Raw genomic sequence first — 19,633 nt, 5'->3', positions numbered from 1 at the left:
CGGCGCGACGAATGACGAAGGTCCGCACGATGCCCTATGATCCCTCCAGCAGCGAATCCCGGTGGCAGGCCGCCTGGGCCAAGGCCGGCAGCTTCACCGCCACGCGCGACAGCCGCCCCAAGTATTACGTGCTGGAGATGTTCCCCTATCCTTCGGGGCGCATCCACATGGGCCATGTGCGCAACTACACGATGGGCGACGTGGTGGCCCGCTTCAAGCGCGCGCAGGGGTTCAGCGTCCTACACCCGATGGGCTGGGATGCCTTCGGGATGCCGGCCGAGAACGCGGCGATGGAACAGGGCGGCCATCCGCGCGACTGGACCTATGCCAATATCGCCACCATGCGCGACCAGTTGAAGCCGCTGGGTCTGTCCATCGATTGGTCCCGCGAATTCGCGACTTGCGACGACGCTTACGTCCACCAGCAGCAGGCGATGTTCCTGGACATGCTGGAGGCGGGGCTGATCACCCGCAAGTCGGCCCAGGTGAACTGGGATCCGGTGGACATGACCGTGCTTGCTAACGAACAGGTCATCGACGGCAAGGGCTGGCGGTCCGGCGCCCCGGTCGAACGGCGCGAACTGACGCAATGGTTCTTCAAGATCTCGGATTATTCTGAGGAATTGCTGGCCGCGCTGGACGGGCTGACCGGCTGGCCCGAGAAGGTGCGGCTGATGCAGTCGAACTGGATCGGCAAGTCGCGCGGGCTGCAGTTCCGGTTCGAAACCGTGGACGCCCCCGAGGAATTCGCCGCGATCGAGGTCTATACCACCCGACCCGACACGCTGATGGGCGCAAGCTTCGTGGCGCTGTCGCCCGATCACCCGCTGGTCAAGGATCTGGCCGCCGCCGATCCCAGGGTCGCCGCCTTTGTCGAGGAATGCCGCCGCATCGGCACGACCGAGGAAGCCATCGAGACCGCGCCCAAGCTGGGCTTCGACACGGGCCTGACCGTGAAGCATCCGCTGGACGAAGGCTGGCACCTGCCGATCTGGATCGCGAACTTCGTGCTGATGGACTATGGCACCGGGGCGATCTTCGGCAGCCCCGCCCATGACGAACGCGACCACGAATTCGCCACGAAATACGGGCTGCCGATCCGCGCGACCTTTGGCGAACGCGGCATGTCGCTGGACCAGGCCGATGCCATGGTCGCCAAGGCGCCCTATGTGCCGCTGAAATCCGAGACCGTGACCTATGTGCGCGGCTTCAGCGGCGCGGCGGACCAGACCGGAGAGGCCGCCGTGGACGCCGCCATCGCCCATGCCGAGGCCAATGGCTATGGCGAGGGGGTGACCAAGTTCCGCCTGCGCGACTGGGGCATCTCGCGCCAGCGCTATTGGGGTTGCCCGATCCCGGTCCTGCATTGCGACACCTGCGGCACCGTCCCCGAGGCCAAGGAAAACCTGCCTGTCCTGCTGCCCCAGGACGTGACCTTCGACGTGCCGGGCAACCCGCTGGACCGCCACCCGACCTGGCGGCAGGCGACCTGCCCCCAATGCGGCGGCGCGGCGCGGCGCGAGACGGACACGATGGACACATTCGTCGATTCGTCCTGGTATTACGCGCGCTTCACCAGCCCCCATGCGGCAACGCCCACCGACCGGGCCGATGCCGACTACTGGATGAACGTGGACCAGTATATCGGCGGGATCGAACACGCGATCCTGCACCTGCTTTATTCGCGGTTCTTCGCCCGGGCGATGGTCAAGACCGGGCATCTGCCGGAAAGCGCCAAGGAACCCTTCGATGCGCTGTTCACACAGGGCATGGTCACGCACGAGATCTACAAGACCACCGACGACCGGGGCCGCCCGGTCTATCACCTGCCCGAGGACGTGACCGACGGCAGGCTGGCCGACGGCACCGAGGTCGAGGTTATCCCCTCGGCCAAGATGTCCAAATCCAAGAAGAACGTCGTCGATCCGGTCAATATCGTGCAGTCCTTCGGCGCCGATACCGCGCGCTGGTTCATGCTGTCCGACAGCCCGCCCGAACGCGACGTGGAATGGACCTCGGCCGGGGCCGAGGCCGCGAACAAGTTCCTGGCCCGCGTCTGGCGCCTGGCCGAGGAAGCGGGCGAGGACGCCGACGATCCCGACCTGACCCGCGCGGCGCATCGCGCGATCAATGATGTCACCAAGGCCATCGAGGGCTTTGCCTTCAACAAGGCGGTCGCCAAGATCTATGAACTGGCGAATGCCGTGGGCAAGTCGAAGGCGGGCGGCGAATCGCGCCGGGCGGTGCTGCGGATCATGGCGCAGCTGATGGGGCCGATGGTGCCGCACCTGGCCGAGGATGTCTGGTCCATGGCGGGCGGGCAGGGCCTTCTGGTCGATGCGCCCTGGCCCAAGGCGGATCCGGCGATGCTGGAGGATGACACCGTCACCCTGCCCATCCAGATCAACGGCAAGCGCCGGGCGGAGATCAGCGTGGCCAAGGACATGCCCAAGGACCAGATCGAGGCCCTGGTGCTGGCGGACGAGACCGTGCAGCGTTTCCTGGAAGGCGCGGCCCCCCGGAAGCTGATCGTCGTGCCCGGGCGGATCGTCAATGTGGTCGCCTGACCGCCTTTCCCGCCGGGCGGCCCTTCTGGGGCTGCTGGCGCTGGGGGCTTGCGGGCTGACGCCGGTCTATGGCCCTAACGGCGCGGGCCGGCGGCTGTTCGGCAAGGTCCGCCCGCGCGATCCCCAGACCTATCAGGATTTCGCCTTCAACCGCCGACTTGGCGAACGCCTGGGCGGCGAGGGGACGGATTACGATCTGGACTATCGCATCAATGTGGGCGTCGTGCCCCAGGCGATCACCACGGACGAGGTCACGAACCGCTATTCCCTGAACGGCACCGCCGATTTCGTGCTGACCGACCGGGCGGGCCGGGTGCTGGCGCAGGGGCGGGTCAGCAACTTCACCTCCTATTCGACCACCGGCACCACCATCGCCACGCTGGCCGCCGAGGGCGATGCCCGGACCCGCCTGGCCGAGATGCTGGCCGATCAGGTCGTCACCCGGCTGCTGGCGGCGTCAAGCCAACTGCCCGGATGATCCTGCCATGATTCTCAAGGGCGCGGAAATCGCGCGCTATCTGGCGCGGCCCGATCCCTCGCGCCCGGCCCTGCTGATCTATGGCCAGGACGCCATGCGCGTCGCGATGAAGCGGGCCGAGGCCGTGAAGGCCCTGGTGGGCGAAAAGGCCGACGAGGAGATGCGCCTGACCCGCTTGCCCGGCGTGGGGCTGCGCAAGGATCCCGCGCAATTGCTGGACGCGGTCAAGGAGGTCGGCTTCTTTCCCGGTCAGCGGGTCGTGCTGGTCGAGGATGCGCCCGACACGGCGGCCGATGCCATCCGTGCCGCGCTGGCGGACTGGCGGCCGGGCGATGCGGCGATGGTGGTGACGGCGGGTGCCTTGGGCAAGGCATCCGCGCTGCGCAAGCTGTTCGAGCCGCATCCGAGCGCCGTGACCGCGCCCATCTATGACGACCCGCCGGGCGAGGACGAGGTTGCCCGCTGGCTGGCCGAGGCCGGGCTGCGCCAGGTCCCGCCGCTCGCGATGCGCGAGATGATGGTCCTGGCCCGCGCTCTGGATCCGGGCGACCTGCGCCAGACGATCGAGAAGATCGGCCTTTACAAGCACGGCGACGACACGCCCCTGACCGGCGACGAGATCGCGCTGATGGCCCCTGCCACGATCGAGGCCGACCTGGACGAGTTGATCCACATCGTGGCCGAGCGCCGCGAAGCCGAGTTCGGCGCCATGATGCGCCGGATCGAGGGGCAGGGGGTGAACCCCGTCACGCTGTGCATTGCCGCGCTGCGCCATTTCCGCGCCCTCCACCTGGCTGCCGCCGATCCCGCCGGGCCGGGCGCGGCCCTGTCGCGGATGCGCCCGCCGGTCTTCGGTCCCCGGCGCGACCGCATGGCGCGGCAGGCGCAGGCCTGGGGCATGGGCCCGCTGGAGGAAGCCGTCCGCGCGCTGCTGGATTGCGACCTGAGCCTGCGCAGTTCTACCCGCGCGCCGCAGATGGCGCTGGTCGAGCGCGCGCTGATCCGCCTGGCGATGACGCGGGGACGGCGGTGAGCGAGGCCGTCGATGCGCTGGTCATCGGCGCAGGCCCGGCCGGGCTGATGGCGGCCGAGGCGCTGATGGCGCCGGGGCGCAGGGTCGTGGTGGCCGAGGCGATGCCCACGCCTGCGCGCAAGTTCCTGATGGCGGGCAAGTCGGGGTTGAACCTGACCAAGGACGAGCCGTTTGAGGCCTTTGCGCAAAGGTTCAGCCTTGGGACCGGGGCGCTGCCCCGGACCCCGGGGTATTTGGGCAACAGAGAAGCGGCCTTTGGTCCTGCCGAGGTCATGGCCTGGGCGCGGGGCCTGGGGATCGAGTTGTTCACGGGATCGACGGGGCGGGTGTTTCCGGTGGGCATGAAGGCCTCTCCGCTGCTGCGGGCCTGGCTGTCGCGGTTGCGCGGGGGAGGGGTCGAGTTGCGGACCCGCTGGCGGTGGACCGGCGAGGGATTCCGGTTCGAGACCCCCGAAGGACCGCGCGAGATCCGGCCAGCCGTCACGGTTCTTGCGCTTGGCGGGGCAAGCTGGCCGCGCCTGGGATCGGACGCGGCCTGGGTTCCGTGGCTTGAAGGCGTGGGCGTTGGCGTCGCGCCGTTCCGACCTGCGAATATGGGGTTTCGCGTGGCATGGTCGGCGCAGATGTCCCGGCACTTCGGAATGGCGGTCAAGGGCACCGCGTTGCGGGCGGGGGATCTGACCAGCCGGGGCGAATGGATCATCGGCCGCCACGGGATCGAGGGCGGCGGGGTTTACGAGATCTCGGCCCCGCTGCGGGATGGCGCGGCAGGTCATGTCGATCTGGCGCCGGACCTGGATTGCAGCGCCCTGGCGGGACGATTCGCAAGGCCCAAGGACAAGCTGTCGCTTGGCAATTGGCTGCGCCGCGTGTTGGACGATCCGGTCAAGGTGGCCTTGCTGCTGGAATGGGGCAGGCCGCTGCCCGTGGATGCGCCAGGCTGGGCGGCATTGGCGAAGGCGCTGCCCCTGCGCCACCAGGGACCGATGAGGATCGAGACGGCGATCTCCTCGGCCGGGGGTGTGACCTGGGATTCGCTGACCGGGGCGCAGGAACTGCGGGCGATGCCGGGTGTTTTCGTCGCCGGAGAGATGCTGGACTGGGAGGCGCCGACCGGCGGTTATCTTCTGACCGCCTGTCTGGGCAGCGGGCTGCATGCCGGGCGGGCAGCGGCTGCGCGGCTGGCCGCGATGTCGGCAGGTTGACCCCTCGGGCGATGGATGGCCAAGGGCGCCTGATCCATGCTGGCCGGAGGGGAGGAAGCCACGCGTTGCCATGGAAAGGGTTTCCAGTGGCCTATACGATCACCCATTTCGCACCCGAGACGCGCGACCGCATCGACGCCTTCTTCAATCGCGGTGACCAAGGCGTGAGTGCCTGCCTTGAAGCGCGGGCGCGATCCGCGCAGATCGAGGCGCTGGAGGCAAGGACCGAGGCCGAACTGGCTGGCATGGGGCTGACGCGCGACCGGATCGTGGGGCATGTGTTCCGCGACACCTCCTGGATCTGACCGGGCCTAGTCCTTCCAGTCGATCACTACCTGCGTCTGCGTGACGATGGCTGCGGCCTTGCCGTCGCCGCGGGTGATCGTGGTCTGCCAGATCTGCGTGGTTCGCCCGATATGCAGGGGCAGGCTGACCGCGCGGGCCACGTCGCCCAGGCGGATCGGGCGCAGGAAGTTGGTCTTGCTTTCCAGCGTCGTGGTGGTCTTGCCTTGGGGCAGGTTCAGGAAGGTGCCGGTGCCGCCGGCATTGTCGGCCAGGCCCATGATGGCGCCGCCATGCAGCACGCCGTTGCGGTTGGCCAGGGCCTGGGTGACCGGCATTTCGAATTCGACCCGTTCAGGCGTGGCGCTGACCAGCCGGGCGCCGATATGGATGGCGAATTCGGGTTGGTCGTCGGCCTCGCGCCTGATGTGTTCGTCCATGGGATGTCCTTCCGCTGCCCGGCCATATCAACCAGGCAGGGGGGCAAGGGCAAGCGTCATGCCTTGCGGCAGGACACCAGTTGCGCGCGATACATCTGCGCCCGCTGGCCGACCTGGTTGGCGACCCGCACCAGCCAGGGCTTGCCCAGATAGGACTGGCGCGCGAATCCCGACCGGCCTTCGTGATAGGCCAGGTATTGCCCCGTCGCGTCCCATTTCGAGATGCCCAGGCGGCGCGAGGAATTGTGCATGTACCAGCCCATGAAATCCGTCGCATGACGGATGTTGTCGCGCTTGGCGCGGCGGTTGCCGGTTTCCTTCTGGTATTCCTCCCATGTGCCGTCGAGCGCCTGGGAATAGCCATAGGCGCTGGACTGGCGGCCGATGGGGATCACCCCAAGCGCGTATTGATGGGGGGTGCGCGCATCGCCGATGAACTTCGATTCCTGGTGGATCGCGGCCATCTGCACATGGATCGGGATGCCCCACTTGCGCTCCGACGCCTTCATCGCCCGGTAATAGGCCGGTCGTTCCGCCACGATGGCGCAGGCGTTGTCCAGTTGCCGGGGTGCGGAATAATTGCCGCCGCCGCATGACGCGACCAGCCCGACAATCGCGAGTTTCAGAAGCCTGCTCATCCTGCCCTCTTGTCGTTTTCGGGCGATCTTACGGAAAATCACGGCCGGGTGAAATCACAAAGCCGGAAGATCACACCGCCAGGACCGCCTGCACCGCCCTTTGCCAAGCGGAATAGCGCCGGTCGCGATCCTTGTCGGACATCGCGGGTTCGAAGCGCCGGTCAAGCTGCCAGGCGCGGGCATATTCGTCGGGCGCGGGACAAAGACCGGCGCGATAGCCTGCCAGCCAGGCCGCGCCCTGGGACGTCGTTTCCGTGTTCTTCGGCCGGTCCACGGGGGCGCCCAGGATGTCGGACAGGAACTGCATCGCCGGTTCGCTGGCGGTCATGCCACCATCCACGCGCAGCACCGCATCGCCCGCCTGCGGCCAATCGGCCCGCATGGCCTCCAGCAGGTCGCGGGTCTGGAAGCCCACGCTTTCCAGCGCGGCGCGGGCGAATTCGGCGGGGCCGGTGTTGCGGGTCAGGCCGAAGACCGCGCCCCGGGCATTGGGCGACCAATGGGGGGCGCCAAGGCCGGTGAAGGCAGGGACCATGATGACCTGCTGGCTGTCATCGGCCTGTTCGGACAAGGCCTGGGTTTCCTTCGCCTCTCGGATCAGCTTCAGCCCGTCGCGCAGCCATTGCACCACGGCGCCTGCGATGAAGATCGACCCTTCCAGGGCATAGGTAGTCTTGCCGTCCAACCTGTAGGCAATGGTGGTCAGCAGCCGGTTCTGCGACCGCACCGCCTGGTCGCCCGTGTTCAGCAGCGCGAAGCAGCCGGTGCCATAGGTGGATTTCATCATGCCCGGCTGGAAGCAGGCCTGGCCCACGGTCGCGGCCTGCTGGTCGCCCGCCACGCCCAGGATCGGGATTTCCCGCCCGAACAGATCCGCGCGGGTGGTGCCGAAATCGTCGGCGCTGTCCCTGACCTCGGGCAGCAGTTCGCGGGGCACGCCGAACAGGCGGCACATGTCGTCCGACCATTCGCCCTTGCGGATGTCGTAGAGCAGGGTGCGGCTGGCATTGGTGGCATCCGTCACATGCGACCGCCCGCCGGTCAGCTTCCAGATCAGGAAGCTGTCGATGGTGCCGAAGGCCAGTTCGCCTGCCCGCGCACGGTCCCGCGCGCCGTCCACATGATCCAGCAGCCAGCCGATCTTGGTGGCGCTGAAATAGGGGTCCAGCAGCAGGCCCGTGGTGTCGGTCACCTGATCCTCGACCCCTTCGTCGCGCAGTCGGTCGCAGATCTCGGCGGTGCGGCGGTCCTGCCAGACGATGGCGCGGTGGATCGGCTCGCCGGTGTTGCGGTCCCAGATCACCACCGTCTCGCGCTGATTGGTGATGCCGATGGCGTCGATGCGGGGGGCGCCGGCCTTTTCGATGGCGGCGCGGGCGGTTCCGGCGCTGCTGGTCCAGATGTCGCCCGGTTCGTGTTCCACCCAGCCCGAGCGCGGGAAATGCTGCGGGAATTCGTGCTGGGCCGTGGCCTGCACCGTCAGGTCGTCGCGAAAGACAAGCGCGCGGGACGAGGTCGTCCCCTGATCCATCGCCAGTATCGTCATGGTTCCTCCGTTTTCATCAGGGCGCCGATGGCGGCCAGGTCCGCCGCGCCCTTGTCGGTCAGCAGCCGTTCCAGCGATTCGTAGTGGCGCAGCACCGCAAGGCCGGTGGGCGTGACCGTCGCGCCGCCGCCGCCCGCCCCGCCTCGGCTGCTGTCCACCAGGGGCGCGACAAAGGCCGCGTTCATTTCCTCGACCAGGGACCAAGCGCGCTTGTAGCTCATCCCCATCTGCCGCCCGGCGGCCGAGATCGAGCCATGCTGCCCGATCAGCCGCAGAAGCTGCGCCTTGCCCGGACCCAGCACCAGCGGCGCGTCGTATTCCAGCCGCAGCTTGATCCGGGGTCCGTCCCTGTCCATCCGATTCGGTTCCTGTCTTTGCAGCAGGTTAGCCGCAGCATCCGCGCGACGCCACGGCGCGCTTGGCCAGAGGGGCGGGCCGGGCCTATGCTGGCCGGGCAACCAAGGGGAAGGGTTCGTCATGTCCACCGATATCGTCATCCTGTCCGGCGCGCGCACCGCGATCGGCACCTTCGGCGGCAGCCTGGCCGCCATTCCGCCGATCCAGCTTGCCGCCACCGTGACCCGCGCCGCGATGGAACGGGCGGGCGTCGCCCCCGAGAAGATCGGGCAGGTGGTCTTCGGCCATGTCATCAACACCGAACCCCGCGACATGTACCTGTCGCGCGTGGCGATGCTGGATGCGGGCATTCCCGACACCACGCCCGCGATGAACGTGAACCGGCTTTGCGGGTCAGGCGCGCAGGCCATCGTGTCGGCCGCGCAGGCGCTGATGCTGGGGGATGCCGATTTCGCCGTGGCGGGCGGCGCCGAAAGCATGAGCCGTTCGCCCTATGCCGTCAGCTCGGCCCGGTTCGGGGCGAAGATGGGCGACCAGAAGATGATGGACATGATGACCGGCGCGCTGACCTGCCCGATGGGAACCGGCCACATGGGCGTCACGGCGGAAAACGTCGCAGCCGAACATGACATCGGCAGGCAGGCGCAGGACGAATTCGCGATGGAATCGCAGCGCCGCGCGGCGGCGGCCATTGCGGCCGGGCATTTCCGCGACCAGATCGTTCCGGTCGAGGTGAAGGGCCGCAAGGGGCCGGTCACCTTCGACACGGACGAACATCCCAAGGAAACCAGCCTGGACAAGCTGGCGGGGCTGAAGGCGGTCTTCAAGAAGGATGGCAGCGTCACGGCAGGCAATGCCAGCGGCATCAACGACGGCGCGGCGGCCCTGGTGCTGGCGCGGGCGGATGCGGCGCAGGCGGCGGGCCTGACGCCCCGCGCGCGGATCCTGGGCTGGGCCGTGGCGGGCGTGCGGCCCGAGGTGATGGGCATCGGCCCGATCCCGGCGGTGCAGAAGCTGCTGGAAAGGACCGGCCTGTCGGCGGGCGACTTCGACGTGATCGAATCGAACGAGGCCTTCGCGGCCCAGGCGCTTGCGGTGAACAAGGGGCTTGGGCTGGACCCCGCGAAGGTCAATCCCAACGGCGGCGCCATCGCGCTGGGCCATCCGGTCGGCGCGACCGGCGCGATCATCACCGTCAAGGCGCTGTATGAACTGGAGCGCATCGGCGGCAAGCGCGGGCTGGTGACCATGTGCATCGGCGGCGGCCAGGGGATCGCCCTTGCGATCGAATTGATGTGACCTAGGCCGGCTGCACTGTCGCGGGTTGCCGCGACAGGCGCAGGGCGGCGATCCCGGCCAGGATGATCACGGCGCTGCCGATGATCGTCCAGCGGTCGGGGTTTTCGCCGAACAGCGCGATCCCTGCCACCATCGCGAAGATCAGCCGGGTATAGCGGAAGGGCGTCACCGCGCCGACCTGGCCCGTCCGCATCGCCACCGTCAGGAAGGTATAGGCGCAGACCCCCGTGACGGAGGCCGCCGCAAGGCCCGCCCAGGTGGCGGCATCCGGCGCGACCGGCGGGCCGCCGAAAGGCAGGACGATCAGCCCGGCCACGATCAGCATGGAAAAGCCGGCGACGCCCAGTTGCCGGAAGGACAGCGACACGGGCGCGGCGCGGGTCGCGAGGTCCCGCCCGGCAAAGCCCAGCATCGCCATGATCGCCAGCAGCGACAGCGGCCCGAAGCCGTCGGTCCCCGGCCGCAGGATCAGCAGCACGCCCCCGAAACCCAATGCAACGGCCAGCCAGCGACGGGGCCCGATCCGTTCCCCGAACAGCATCGCCGCGCCCACCATCACCACCAGCGGCGTCGCCTGCAGGATGGCCGAGGCCGTGGACAGCGGCGTCAGCGCGATGGCCAGCATGTAGAACAGCCGGCCCGTCACCTCGGACAGCGACCGCAGCACCATGGCGCGGCCCAGCATGGCGCGGGTGACGGGCGGCTCTCCCGCCAGGACCGACAGGGCGGCAAAGGTTGCCGTGCCCAGGATGCCGAAGGTGATCAGCACCTGCCCCGGCGGCAGGCTGACGGCCGCAAGCTTCAGCAGCGAATCCTCGACGGCGAAACCGGCCATGGACAGCACCATGAAGACGGCGCCCCGCAGGTTGTAGGCAGGCCCGAGGCGGGAATGGCGATGGGGCATGGGGAGGGACCTTGTCTGCGGCGAACCGGCCAAGCAGTCCCCCATCGGCACCGCCAAGGCAAGCCGAGGCGGCAGGAGGTCATCAAAAGGAACGGGCCGCCCCAGATCAAGGCGGCCCGCGAGATCCACGGAGATGGTCCGGTTAGGGATGGGTAAGCATCCGGTCCCAACCAGGGTTTACGACCCTTGGGGCTGCCCTCAGGCCACGGCCCCCCTGACTGTTCCGACACCTCTCTCCAATATCACTCTCGACACTGGACCACCTCCTTTCAATTGGTTGCCGTATAAGGAAAGCCTGCCACAGATCGGGGGCGAGTCAATCAGATTGTTCGTTCACTTCGCAACAAATTGCGCACGATGATGCGGAAGGGCACAAGGGTCAGTATGGCCAGGCCCATCTTGACCATCCAGTCGGCAGTTGCCAAGGAAACCCACAGGGCGGTGACCGGCCCCTGACCAAGAAGCGGAACGGCCTCGTTCGCCCAGCCGGTATTGGCGTCATGGGGCAGGGCCGCGGTAAAGGCGACCGTGAAGAAGATGGCGGTGTCCAGGACCGACCCGACCGATGACGAGGTCAGCGGCGCGACCCACCAGCGGCGTTTGCGCAACAGGTTGAAGACGACGATGTCCACAAGCTGCGCGACCAGGAAGGCCGCGCCGGACGCCACCGCGATTCGCAGCGTGGTCTTGTCCAGGCCGGCGGCCACGACCGAACACAGCACGCCGACCACGAAACCCGTCAGCACCACCCGGCGGGCGGCGGCGGGACCATAGACGCGGTTCATCACCTCGGTGACAAGGAAGGCGAAGGGATAGGTGAAGGCACCCCAGGTCAGCCAGAGGCCTACCGTGAATTGCACAAGGATGTTCGAGGCCACGACGATGATGGCCATGGCAAGGATGCCGGGCAGATAGCGGGTCATTTATGCTTTTTCCGTTTTACAAGGTCGCGGAACAACTCGGCCCCGCGCCTTGCGGGACAGCGCGGGCCTTAGGCGCAGCTTTGGGGGCTTGTCAATCGCGCAGCCGGTATTCGACCAGTTCGGTGCGCTGCAAGGCCAGGAAATTGTCGTCCGAGATCATGGTCAGCCGGATCCCCTGCCCATCGTGCCAGACCGCCAGCCCTTCCAGGTTGTCGTATTGCAGGGCGCGGGTGGTCAGCAGGATTTCCTCGTACACGGGGCCGTCGTCGGTCAATTGCATCCGCCGCACGCGCGAGGCGAATCCCAGGATGCCGCGAAAGTCGCGTTCCAGAAGATAGAACCAGCCGTCCGGCCCGAAATCGGCCCCGACCGCAAGCCAGCGCGGGTCGCGCCGGATTTCCCCGGCCTGGCCCCACTGGTTGTCGCGGAAGGTCAGGATCGGGAAGGGATCGCCTTCCTGTCCGGATCGCTCGGGCACGGCGAAAACCGTGTCGCCGCGGATCGCGATGGCCTCCATCCCGGAATTGAGCCGCATCCAGGGCAGTTCGGGCGGCAGGCGCCTGCGGCTGGGCACCGCATCGGGGTCTTCGTAAAGCGCGATGCGGTTCAGCCCTTCGAAGCTGATCCAGATCCGGCCGTCTTCGCCGATGGCCAGCCCCTCGCTGTCGCCGTGATAGCCGGGCTGGAGGGGAACGCCCTGGCGATCCTTCAGATGCGCCCGCCCGCCGATGTTCATGGCGCGGATCACGCCCTGCGAATCGCGGTCGATGCTGCCCCAGTAGAGATGGGCGCGGTCGGTCAGGGCGTGAAAGCCCGTGCCGTCGGGGCTGATCTCGATCCCCGAAAAGCCGCCGAAACGGTCGTCGTCGCCGGTCCAGACGAAGGTGCCGACATATTCCAGCGACGCGGCCGGCGCAGGGGCGCCGGCCGCGATCAGCAACAGCGATAACAGCCCGCCTAGGGCGCGCCGGCGACGGTTCGGCATTGGCTGGGCAATTCGGAAAGACGGAAGGTCCGGGGATGGCGATAGTCCGGATCGGGCGGCGTCGGCTGGACCCGGCTGGGGTCGATGCGGTTCTTGATCCATTCGGCGGCCTCGGCGCAACCGTCGCCCGGCGGGGGCGGATCCTGGCGGTCGCAGATCGACCCGCGCGGGCAGGCCATCCGGACGTGGAAGTGATAGTTATGGGCGTTGATCGGGCGGACCTTGCGCAGCCAACTGCGGTCTCCGCGCTCCATCTGGCACATGGCGACCTTGGCGACCGGATCGACGAAAATGCGTTCCACGCGCGGGTCGCGGGCGGCGGCCCGCATGATCGACATGTGCCCGCCGTTCCAGACATTCGTCAGGCCCACGCCCCGCCGGTCGGTGATGGACACCGACGAGATGCTTTCGCGCTGCGCGGGCGACAGGTTCAGCGACGAGGGCGGCAGCATCCAGATATCGGCGTCCAGCCCCAGCTGGTGGCTGGCGTGTCCCGATGTCATCGGCCCGCCGCGCGGCTGGCTCATGTCGCCGATGTAAAGCCCGCGCCAGCCTGCCTGCTGGGCGGCCTGCGACAGGCCGATCAGGAAATTCACCAGGTCAGGGTGGCCCCAGTTGCGATTGCGCGACAGGCGCATGGCCTGCCAGCTTGGCCCGCTTTCGGGCAGTTGCACGAATCCCTGCCCGCAGCCCTTGGAATAGAAGCCGATCGACACGGCCGGCCCCTGCGAGGCGCTGCGGAAGCTGCCGAAGACGTCCTTGGCCAGCGGGTCGGCCGATGCGGGCATGACAAGGCCGGCCACGATGGCGGCGGCGGTCAGGAACTTGCGGATCACTGCTCTACCTCTCCCTCGGGTTTGACCCAGACTAGCAGAACAAGCGACAGGATAAACAGCACGATCAGCGGAGAGATGCCCAGACGCTGGTTCCCGCTGATGTCGGTGACCACGGCGATCAGCAGGGGCGCCAGGAAGGCGGTGGCCTTGCCGGACAGGGCGTAAAGGCCGAAGCCTTCGGTCGCGCGTGCCTCGGTCGTGTGGCGGACCATCATCGTGCGGCTGGCGGCCTGCAGCGCGCCGCCCGCGCCGCCGATCAGCGCGCCGCATCCGAAGAAGACCAGATCCGGGACATAGAATCGCCCGAAGACAGGGTTCGAGGGCACCGCCAGGCCGAACAGGGTCTGGCGGTCCATGCCGACCACCACGATGCAGACGCCGGTCAGGATCAGGATGGTGCCGATGATGACGGGCTTGGGACCCCAGGCACGGTCCGCGCGCCCGCCCGCCCAGCTGACGATGGCCGCCGCGATGGCGCTGACCACGCCGAAGACGCCTGCCAGGAACACGGGCCAGCCCAGCACGGTCGCCGCATAAACCCCGCCAAAGCCGTAAAGCGCGTTCAGCGCATCGCGCGACAGCATCGACGATGCCAGCCAGGCCGCCAGGCTGTGGCGGTGGCGCAGGCTGCGGATCAGCGTCCATAAATCCGCCATCGCGGCGCCGATGCGGACCGGCTGTCGCGGCCCGCGCGGTTCGCGGACCCACAGGAAGAAGGGGATCATGAACAGGGCATACCAGATCGCGACGAAGGGACCGACAAAGCGGGTTCCCTCGCGTTGCGCGGGGTCCAGGCCGAACAGCGGGTTGATCCCGATCAGCGTCCTGCCGCCCGGCGTTTCCTGAAACAGCGCCAGCATCACGGCCAGCGACAGCACGCCCCCCAGATATCCGAAGGCATAGCCCGATCCCGACAGGCGTCCGATCTCATCCCGCGGGGCGAGGCCCGGCAGAAGGGCGTTGGTGAAGATCGTCGCGAATTCGACCCCGATCAGGCCGATGCCGAACAGCACCACCGCCTGCACCAGGGCCGGTTGCTGCGGCATCAGGAACCACAGCCCGGCGGAGCCTGCGACATAAAGGACCGAGAAGACCCAGATCCAGGGCATCCGCCGCCCCGAGGTGTCGGCGATGGCCCCCAGGACCGGCGCGCAGATCGCGATGATGATGCCGGTGACGGAAAGCCCATATCCCCACAGCGCCTGCGCCTGCGCCCCCGCCACCCGCAGGTCGCCGCTGATGTGCAGGAAATGGCGCTGCGCGACCTCGGCGAAATAGACCGAGAAGACGAAGGTCAGCAGAAGCGTATGAAAAGGCTGGCTGGCCCAGTCGAAAAACCACCAGCCCCAGATCCGTTTGCGATCCATCCCCCCTCGCGCGCGCCGTTCGCGGCCATAAGGCCGAAGCGGCGTCAGGCTGGCAAGTGGGCTTTTGCGTCAGGGGGAAGCACGGGCGGCCAGGGCCGCTGTCCGTCAGCCTCGATCCAGGCGCCGATCCAGTCGGGCAGGGGCGGGCTTTCGGGCGGGGCGCCAAGCGCGGCCATCACCTCGGCCGGGGGAACGATCCCCTGGGCCGAGGTGATGGCCGAACGGATCAGAACCTGGTTGCAGCAGTCGCCGCCCTTCCACATCGACTGGTCCATGTAGATGAAGCGGCTGTCCCATCCCACCACGCGAGAGATCATCGTGAAGCGTTCGAAGGCGCGGATCCGGCGGCGATAGCGCACCGAACTGCCCGCCACGGTGATGCCCCATTTGCGGTCGCGCAGGATCGGGATCAGCCCGCTGCGCTGCGCCATCGGAATGCGGCCCAGGTCGAACAGAGTCAGGGTGCGGCCGTTGTTCAGTTCGATCCACGGGTCCAGATCCCAGGGCCAGCAGACATGGGTCGAGACATGCGTCCCCGTCACCCCAAGCTTCGGGGCGTTGCGGAACTTGACCATCTCCTTGGCGAAGCGGAACAGGGGATACATCGCGGATCCTTCGGGTTGACTGGGCCATGGGCGTGGCCCCGGCCCACGCGATCGTCAACCGGGAACGCTGCGGCAACTTGCTTGCGAAGCACCGCCCGCATCCCCATAACAAGCCCGAACACGAAAAGAGGGACGTGATGGGAACGCTTTACGAGGCCTTGCAACTGATCCTGCAGGTGGTGTGGTTCGTGATGATCGTCCATATCATCATGTCCTGGCTGATCAATTTCCAGGTGCTGAACCTGCGCCAGCCGCTTGTCGCGCAACTGTGGGACGGGTTGAACCGTCTTCTGGAACCCATCTATCGCCCGATCCGGGGCGTGCTGCCGAACACCGGCGGGCTGGATCTGGCACCCTTGGTCCTGTTCATCATCATCATCATCCTGCAGCGCGCCCTGGCGAACAACGCGGGCTTCTTCTACGGGTTCTGATGACCGCCCCTGATCCATCTGGCGACCTGCTGCGACAGGTCTGGGGCTTCGACGGCTTCCGCCCCGGCCAGCAAGAGATCGTCGAGGCGGTGGCCCAGGGCCGCGACGTGCTGGCGATCATGCCCACGGGCGGCGGCAAGTCGCTGTGCTTCCAGTTGCCCGCGCTGATGCGCGACGGGGTGACGGTGGTGATTTCCCCGCTGATCGCGCTGATGCGCGACCAGGTCCGCGCCCTGCGCGAGGCGGGCGTGGCGGCAGGCGCGCTGACCAGCGGCAACACGGACGAGGAAACGGACACGGTTTTCCAGGCCCTGTCGCGGGGCGAGTTGAAACTCCTGTATATGGCGCCGGAACGGCTGGCCTCGGGCGGGACGCTGTCCCTGCTGCGGCGCGCGGGCGTGACCGCCATCGCCGTGGACGAGGCGCATTGCGTCAGCCAGTGGGGCCACGACTTCCGCCCGGATTACCTGCGCATCGGCGACCTGAAGCGCGCGCTGGACGTGCCGCTGGCGGCCTTCACCGCGACGGCCGATGTGGAAACGCGGGCCGAGATCGTGGCGCGCCTGTTCGACGGGCGGGAACCGGTCAGCTTCCTGCGCGGCTTCGACCGCCCGAACATCCGCCTGGCCTTCCAGCCCAAGGACAGCCCGCGCCGCCAGGTGCTGGCCTATGTCGCCGCGCGGCGCGGCCAGTCCGGCATCGTCTATTGCGGCGCCCGCGCCCGGACCGAGACCCTGGCCCAGGCGCTGCGCGAGGCGGGCCACCCCGCCATCGCCTATCACGCGGGCCTTGATCCCGATGCCCGGCGCGAGGCCGAGGCCCGCTTCCAGCGAGAGGACGGGCTGATCGTCGTGGCCACCGTGGCCTTCGGCATGGGCATCGACAAGCCCGACATCCGCTGGGTGCTGCACGCCGACCTGCCCAAGACCATCGAAGGCTATTACCAGGAAATCGGCCGCGCCGGCCGCGACGGCGATCCCGCCGACACGCTGACGCTTTACGGCCCCGACGACATCCGCCTGCGCCGCACCCAGATCGACGAGGGTCTGGCCGAGCCTGCCCGCAAGGCCGCCGACCACGCCCGGCTGAACGCGCTCCTGGGCCTGGCCGAGGCGACCGGCTGCCGCCGCCGCAAGCTTCTGGCCTATTTCGGCGAGGATCTGGCCGAGGATTGCGGCAATTGCGACCTGTGCCAGGTGCCGCCGAAGCTGTTCGACGCCACCCAGGCGGTACGCAAGGCGCTGTCGGCCATCGTTCGGACCGGCGAATGGTTCGGCGCCACGCATCTGATCGACATCCTGACCGGCAATACCACCGAAAAGGTGCGTGAACGCGGCCATGACAACCTGCCGACCTTCGGCGTGGGGCGCGACCACAGCCGCGCGCAATGGCAGGCGATCTTCCGGCAGATGATGGGCCGCGACCTCTGCCGGCCCGATCCCGAACGCCACGGCGCCCTGCACCTGACCGAGGCCGCCCATCCCGTCCTGCGCGGCGAGGAAAGCGTGACCCTGCGCCAGGACACCACCGCGTCGAAGCCCGCCACCGTCCTGCGCACCCAGGTCAGCGAGGAGGACGAGCCGCTGCTGTCCGCGCTGAAGGCCAAGCGCCGGGCGCTTGCCGAGGCCGCGCGCGTGCCTGCCTATGTCATCTTCCCCGACCGCACCCTGATCGAGATGGCCGAGAAGCGCCCTCAGACTTTGGACCAGATGGCCCAGGTCGGCGGGGTGGGCGCGAAGAAGCTGGAAAGCTATGGCCGCGACTTCCTGTCGGTGATCGCAGGCGAGGTGCCCGACATGCACCCGCAGCGCCGCAAGCTGGCGGGCCGCCCGGAAGGCGCGCTGTTCGACCGGCTGGTTGCGGTGCAGGCGGACCTTCTGCGCGGGCCGGACGGGACGGAAAAGCCGCTATCCTGTTCCACCGCCCAGATCCGCCGCATCGCCGAGGCAAGGCCCTTGGATCAGGCCGGTCTGGCGCGGCATCTGGATCAGGCGCGCCTGGACCGTTTCGGCGCGGCCTTCCTGCGCGAAATCGCAGCGGCTTGATGGAAGTGTCAGTGTAAAGTGAACGTGATGCCCTGCCCGGGGCGTTTCTGCGTCACTATCCTGATGCGGCATCCTTGGGAGAGAGTCATGAAACTTCGCTGGTCCGACGTCACCCCGAAAGCCGACTACCTCAACCGCCGGACCTTCATCGCGGCAGGCGCCGTGGCGATGGCCGCGCCCGCCTGGGCCCTGACCGGCAAGCCATCGGCCTATTCCACCGTGGAAAAGCCGAACACGCTGGAAGAGATCACCAACTACAACAACTTCTACGAATTCGGCCTGGATAAGACCGATCCCGCGCGTCACGCGGGCGCCATGACCACCGATCCCTGGTCGGTCGAGATCGGCGGCATGGTGGACCGCCCCGGCAGCTATGGCGTCGATGACCTCGCCCCCGCCAACGCGCTCGAGGAGCGGATCTATCGCCTGCGCTGCGTCGAGGCCTGGTCCATGGTGATCCCCTGGATCGGCGTGCCGCTGGCAGGCGTGCTGGACAAGGCCGGGGTGCAGCCCGGCGCGAAATTCGCGGCTTTCGAGACCCTCTATCGCCCCGAAGAAATGCGCGGCCAGTCGCGTCCGCTTCTGGACTGGCCCTACAAGGAAGGCCTGCGCATCGACGAGGCGATGCATCCGCTGACGATCCTGGCGACCGGTCTTTACGGCGACGTGCTGCCCAACCAGAACGGCGCACCAATCCGGCTGGTGGTGCCGTGGAAGTATGGCTTCAAGTCGATCAAGTCGATCGTCAAGATCACGCTGACCGACAAGCAGCCGGTCTCGACCTGGCAGGCGATGCAGCCGTCTGAATACGGCTTCTATGCGAACGTGAACCCCCAGGTTGACCATCCCCGCTGGTCCCAGGCCACCGAACGCCGCATCGGCGCGGGCCTGTTCGGCGGACGAGAGGAAACGCAGATGTTCAACGGCTATGGGGATCAGGTCGCCTCGCTTTATGCCGGGATGGATCTGGCAAGGGATTACTGATGCGGGCCGCCGTGAACGGATGGCTGCGAGGCATCCCGGTCTGGGCGCTGTGGCTGGGTGGGCTGGTGCCGCTGGCGCTGCTGCTCTGGGACACGCTGAACGGCGGCCTGGGCATCGACCCGATCCGCGATATCGAACACCGGCTGGGACGCACCGCGCTGTACTTCCTGGTCGCCAGCCTTGCCGTGACGCCGGTCCTGCGCATCACGGGGATCATCTTCATGCGGTTCCGCCGTGCCCTCGGGTTGTTGTGCTTCACCTATGCGGGGCTGCATGTGCTGTCCTGGGTGGTGATGGACATGGCGCTGCTGTGGGGGGCGATGGCGCGCGACGTGGTCAAGCGGCCCTACCTCGTCTTCGGCATGGCGGCCTTCCTGATGCTTCTGGCGCTTGCGGTCACTTCGAACAACGCCTCGATCCGCAGGATGGGCGGGGCGGCGTGGCGCAGGCTGCACAAGCTGGCCTATGTCGCAGCCCCCCTCGTGACGCTGCACTGGATCTGGGCGCTGAAGACCTTTCCGTTGGAGCCGGTCCTGTGGCTGTCGGCGATTCTGGTTCTTCTGGGCCTGCGAGTCGCCGTGCCTCGGCCGATCCGCTGGGGCCAAGCCGCGGCGGTGAAATAATTATCCTCTAAAAGCAGATGGTTGCATGAAATATGACCGTTCTGCGAAAAAACTTCGCCTGACCCTCTTGCCCTCCCTCTCTCTC

Annotated in this window: 20 protein-coding genes; 10 read left to right on the top strand and 10 right to left on the bottom strand. The window is 67.7% G+C overall.

The annotated features are described in order from the left end of the window. Positions 1 to 29: 29 nt before the first annotated feature. From leuS to CK944_RS04990, 5 genes are all read left to right on the top strand, one after another. On the top strand, positions 30 to 2,567 hold the full coding sequence (gene leuS / locus CK944_RS05010) for a leucine--tRNA ligase (protein WP_103172124.1): 2,538 nt from the start codon (positions 30 to 32) through the stop codon (positions 2,565 to 2,567). Then, positions 2,554 to 3,045: an LPS assembly lipoprotein LptE gene (gene lptE / locus CK944_RS05005; protein WP_103171954.1), complete on the top strand. Its 492-nt coding sequence runs from the start codon at positions 2,554 to 2,556 to the stop codon at positions 3,043 to 3,045. The genes leuS and lptE overlap by 14 nt, the downstream gene beginning before the upstream one ends. Positions 3,046 to 3,052: 7 nt before the next feature. After that, on the top strand, positions 3,053 to 4,078 hold the full coding sequence (gene holA, locus CK944_RS05000) for a DNA polymerase III subunit delta (RefSeq protein WP_103171953.1): 1,026 nt from the start codon (positions 3,053 to 3,055) through the stop codon (positions 4,076 to 4,078). Beyond that, positions 4,075 to 5,283, top strand: a complete 1,209-nt coding sequence (locus CK944_RS04995; RefSeq protein WP_103171952.1) for a TIGR03862 family flavoprotein — start codon at positions 4,075 to 4,077, stop codon at positions 5,281 to 5,283. Before holA ends, CK944_RS04995 begins: the two co-directional genes overlap by 4 nt. Positions 5,284 to 5,369: 86 nt before the next feature. After that, on the top strand, positions 5,370 to 5,588 hold the full coding sequence (locus tag CK944_RS04990) for a hypothetical protein (RefSeq protein ID WP_103171951.1): 219 nt from the start codon (positions 5,370 to 5,372) through the stop codon (positions 5,586 to 5,588). A 6-nt stretch (positions 5,589 to 5,594) separates the two neighbouring features. On the opposite strand, the gene CK944_RS04985 is transcribed toward CK944_RS04990, so the two are convergent. From CK944_RS04985 to CK944_RS04970, 4 genes are all read right to left on the bottom strand, one after another. Beyond that, positions 5,595 to 6,005 carry a PaaI family thioesterase gene (locus CK944_RS04985; RefSeq protein ID WP_103171950.1) on the bottom strand — a complete coding sequence of 137 codons (411 nt, stop codon included), beginning with the start codon at positions 6,003 to 6,005 and terminating at the stop codon, positions 5,595 to 5,597. Between the two features lie 56 nt (positions 6,006 to 6,061). Continuing rightward, on the bottom strand, positions 6,062 to 6,643 hold the full coding sequence (locus CK944_RS04980; RefSeq protein ID WP_103171949.1) for a lytic transglycosylase: 582 nt from the start codon (positions 6,641 to 6,643) through the stop codon (positions 6,062 to 6,064). Between the two features lie 70 nt (positions 6,644 to 6,713). Continuing rightward, positions 6,714 to 8,189 (bottom strand): glycerol kinase GlpK, encoded by a 1,476-nt coding sequence (gene glpK, locus CK944_RS04975; RefSeq protein WP_103171948.1) that lies wholly within the window; start codon positions 8,187 to 8,189, stop codon positions 6,714 to 6,716. Beyond that, positions 8,186 to 8,545 carry a winged helix-turn-helix domain-containing protein gene (locus CK944_RS04970; RefSeq protein WP_103171947.1) on the bottom strand — a complete coding sequence of 120 codons (360 nt, stop codon included), beginning with the start codon at positions 8,543 to 8,545 and terminating at the stop codon, positions 8,186 to 8,188. Before CK944_RS04970 ends, glpK begins: the two co-directional genes overlap by 4 nt. Positions 8,546 to 8,666: 121 nt before the next feature. On the opposite strand from CK944_RS04970, the gene CK944_RS04965 reads away from it, so the two are divergent. Then, positions 8,667 to 9,845, top strand: coding sequence for an acetyl-CoA C-acyltransferase family protein (locus CK944_RS04965; protein WP_103171946.1), 1,179 nt, complete (start codon positions 8,667 to 8,669; stop codon positions 9,843 to 9,845). 1 nt (position 9,846) lies between these two features. Here the strand turns inward: CK944_RS04965 and CK944_RS04960 are convergent, their stop codons facing one another. From CK944_RS04960 to CK944_RS04935, 6 genes are all read right to left on the bottom strand, one after another. Next, a complete protein-coding gene (locus CK944_RS04960; RefSeq protein ID WP_205049006.1) occupies positions 9,847 to 10,749 on the bottom strand; it encodes a DMT family transporter in 903 nt (300 codons plus the stop codon). 320 nt (positions 10,750 to 11,069) lie between these two features. Further along, entirely contained in the window at positions 11,070 to 11,672 is a 603-nt protein-coding gene (locus CK944_RS04955; protein WP_103171945.1) for a queuosine precursor transporter, read from the bottom strand. 91 nt (positions 11,673 to 11,763) lie between these two features. After that, complete coding sequence (locus tag CK944_RS04950; RefSeq protein ID WP_103171944.1) at positions 11,764 to 12,657, bottom strand: esterase-like activity of phytase family protein; 894 nt, start codon at positions 12,655 to 12,657, stop codon at positions 11,764 to 11,766. Next, positions 12,630 to 13,493: a penicillin-insensitive murein endopeptidase gene (gene mepA, locus CK944_RS04945; RefSeq protein WP_103171943.1), complete on the bottom strand. Its 864-nt coding sequence runs from the start codon at positions 13,491 to 13,493 to the stop codon at positions 12,630 to 12,632. Before mepA ends, CK944_RS04950 begins: the two co-directional genes overlap by 28 nt. Continuing rightward, on the bottom strand, positions 13,490 to 14,860 hold the full coding sequence (locus CK944_RS04940; protein WP_103171942.1) for an MFS transporter: 1,371 nt from the start codon (positions 14,858 to 14,860) through the stop codon (positions 13,490 to 13,492). The genes mepA and CK944_RS04940 overlap by 4 nt, the downstream gene beginning before the upstream one ends. 44 nt (positions 14,861 to 14,904) lie before the next feature. Then, positions 14,905 to 15,465, bottom strand: coding sequence for an acyl-CoA thioesterase (locus tag CK944_RS04935; protein ID WP_103171941.1), 561 nt, complete (start codon positions 15,463 to 15,465; stop codon positions 14,905 to 14,907). A gap of 137 nt (positions 15,466 to 15,602) precedes the next feature. On the opposite strand from CK944_RS04935, the gene CK944_RS04930 reads away from it, so the two are divergent. The 4 genes from CK944_RS04930 (at position 15,603) to CK944_RS04915 (ending at position 19,548) form a co-directional block, all read left to right on the top strand. Further along, positions 15,603 to 15,896 (top strand): YggT family protein, encoded by a 294-nt coding sequence (locus CK944_RS04930; RefSeq protein ID WP_103172122.1) that lies wholly within the window; start codon positions 15,603 to 15,605, stop codon positions 15,894 to 15,896. Beyond that, complete coding sequence (gene recQ, locus CK944_RS04925) at positions 15,896 to 17,941, top strand: DNA helicase RecQ (RefSeq protein ID WP_103171940.1); 2,046 nt, start codon at positions 15,896 to 15,898, stop codon at positions 17,939 to 17,941. The genes CK944_RS04930 and recQ overlap by 1 nt, the downstream gene beginning before the upstream one ends. Positions 17,942 to 18,028: 87 nt before the next feature. Beyond that, positions 18,029 to 18,925, top strand: coding sequence for a protein-methionine-sulfoxide reductase catalytic subunit MsrP (msrP, locus tag CK944_RS04920; protein ID WP_103171939.1), 897 nt, complete (start codon positions 18,029 to 18,031; stop codon positions 18,923 to 18,925). Beyond that, positions 18,925 to 19,548 (top strand): sulfite oxidase heme-binding subunit YedZ, encoded by a 624-nt coding sequence (locus tag CK944_RS04915; protein ID WP_103171938.1) that lies wholly within the window; start codon positions 18,925 to 18,927, stop codon positions 19,546 to 19,548. The genes msrP and CK944_RS04915 overlap by 1 nt, the downstream gene beginning before the upstream one ends. Positions 19,549 to 19,633 lie beyond the last annotated feature (85 nt).

This window comes from Paracoccus sp. SY (assembly GCF_002901215.1).
Classification (GTDB): domain Bacteria; phylum Pseudomonadota; class Alphaproteobacteria; order Rhodobacterales; family Rhodobacteraceae; genus Paracoccus; species Paracoccus acridae.
The sequence above is the reverse complement of the archived record's forward strand: the minus strand, read 5'-3'. Positions and strand labels throughout refer to the sequence as shown.

Bases quoted from the DNA above. Each gene is read 5' to 3' on its own strand.
- leuS (WP_103172124.1), top strand. From the start codon at position 30: ATGCCCTATGATCCCTCCAGCAGCGAATCCCGGTGGCAGGCCGCCTGG.
- lptE (WP_103171954.1), top strand. From the start codon at position 2,554: ATGTGGTCGCCTGACCGCCTTTCCCGCCGGGCGGCCCTTCTGGGGCTG.
- holA (WP_103171953.1), top strand. From the start codon at position 3,053: ATGATTCTCAAGGGCGCGGAAATCGCGCGCTATCTGGCGCGGCCCGAT.
- CK944_RS04985 (WP_103171950.1), bottom strand. From the start codon at position 6,005: ATGGACGAACACATCAGGCGCGAGGCCGACGACCAACCCGAATTCGCC.
- CK944_RS04980 (WP_103171949.1), bottom strand. From the start codon at position 6,643: ATGAGCAGGCTTCTGAAACTCGCGATTGTCGGGCTGGTCGCGTCATGC.
- glpK (WP_103171948.1), bottom strand. From the start codon at position 8,189: ATGACGATACTGGCGATGGATCAGGGGACGACCTCGTCCCGCGCGCTT.
- CK944_RS04970 (WP_103171947.1), bottom strand. From the start codon at position 8,545: ATGGACAGGGACGGACCCCGGATCAAGCTGCGGCTGGAATACGACGCG.
- CK944_RS04965 (WP_103171946.1), top strand. From the start codon at position 8,667: ATGTCCACCGATATCGTCATCCTGTCCGGCGCGCGCACCGCGATCGGC.
- CK944_RS04960 (WP_205049006.1), bottom strand. From the start codon at position 10,749: ATGCCCCATCGCCATTCCCGCCTCGGGCCTGCCTACAACCTGCGGGGC.
- CK944_RS04955 (WP_103171945.1), bottom strand. From the start codon at position 11,672: ATGACCCGCTATCTGCCCGGCATCCTTGCCATGGCCATCATCGTCGTG.
- CK944_RS04950 (WP_103171944.1), bottom strand. From the start codon at position 12,657: ATGCCGAACCGTCGCCGGCGCGCCCTAGGCGGGCTGTTATCGCTGTTG.
- CK944_RS04940 (WP_103171942.1), bottom strand. From the start codon at position 14,860: ATGGATCGCAAACGGATCTGGGGCTGGTGGTTTTTCGACTGGGCCAGC.
- CK944_RS04935 (WP_103171941.1), bottom strand. From the start codon at position 15,465: ATGTATCCCCTGTTCCGCTTCGCCAAGGAGATGGTCAAGTTCCGCAAC.
- CK944_RS04930 (WP_103172122.1), top strand. From the start codon at position 15,603: ATGGGAACGCTTTACGAGGCCTTGCAACTGATCCTGCAGGTGGTGTGG.
- recQ (WP_103171940.1), top strand. From the start codon at position 15,896: ATGACCGCCCCTGATCCATCTGGCGACCTGCTGCGACAGGTCTGGGGC.
- msrP (WP_103171939.1), top strand. From the start codon at position 18,029: ATGAAACTTCGCTGGTCCGACGTCACCCCGAAAGCCGACTACCTCAAC.
- CK944_RS04915 (WP_103171938.1), top strand. From the start codon at position 18,925: ATGCGGGCCGCCGTGAACGGATGGCTGCGAGGCATCCCGGTCTGGGCG.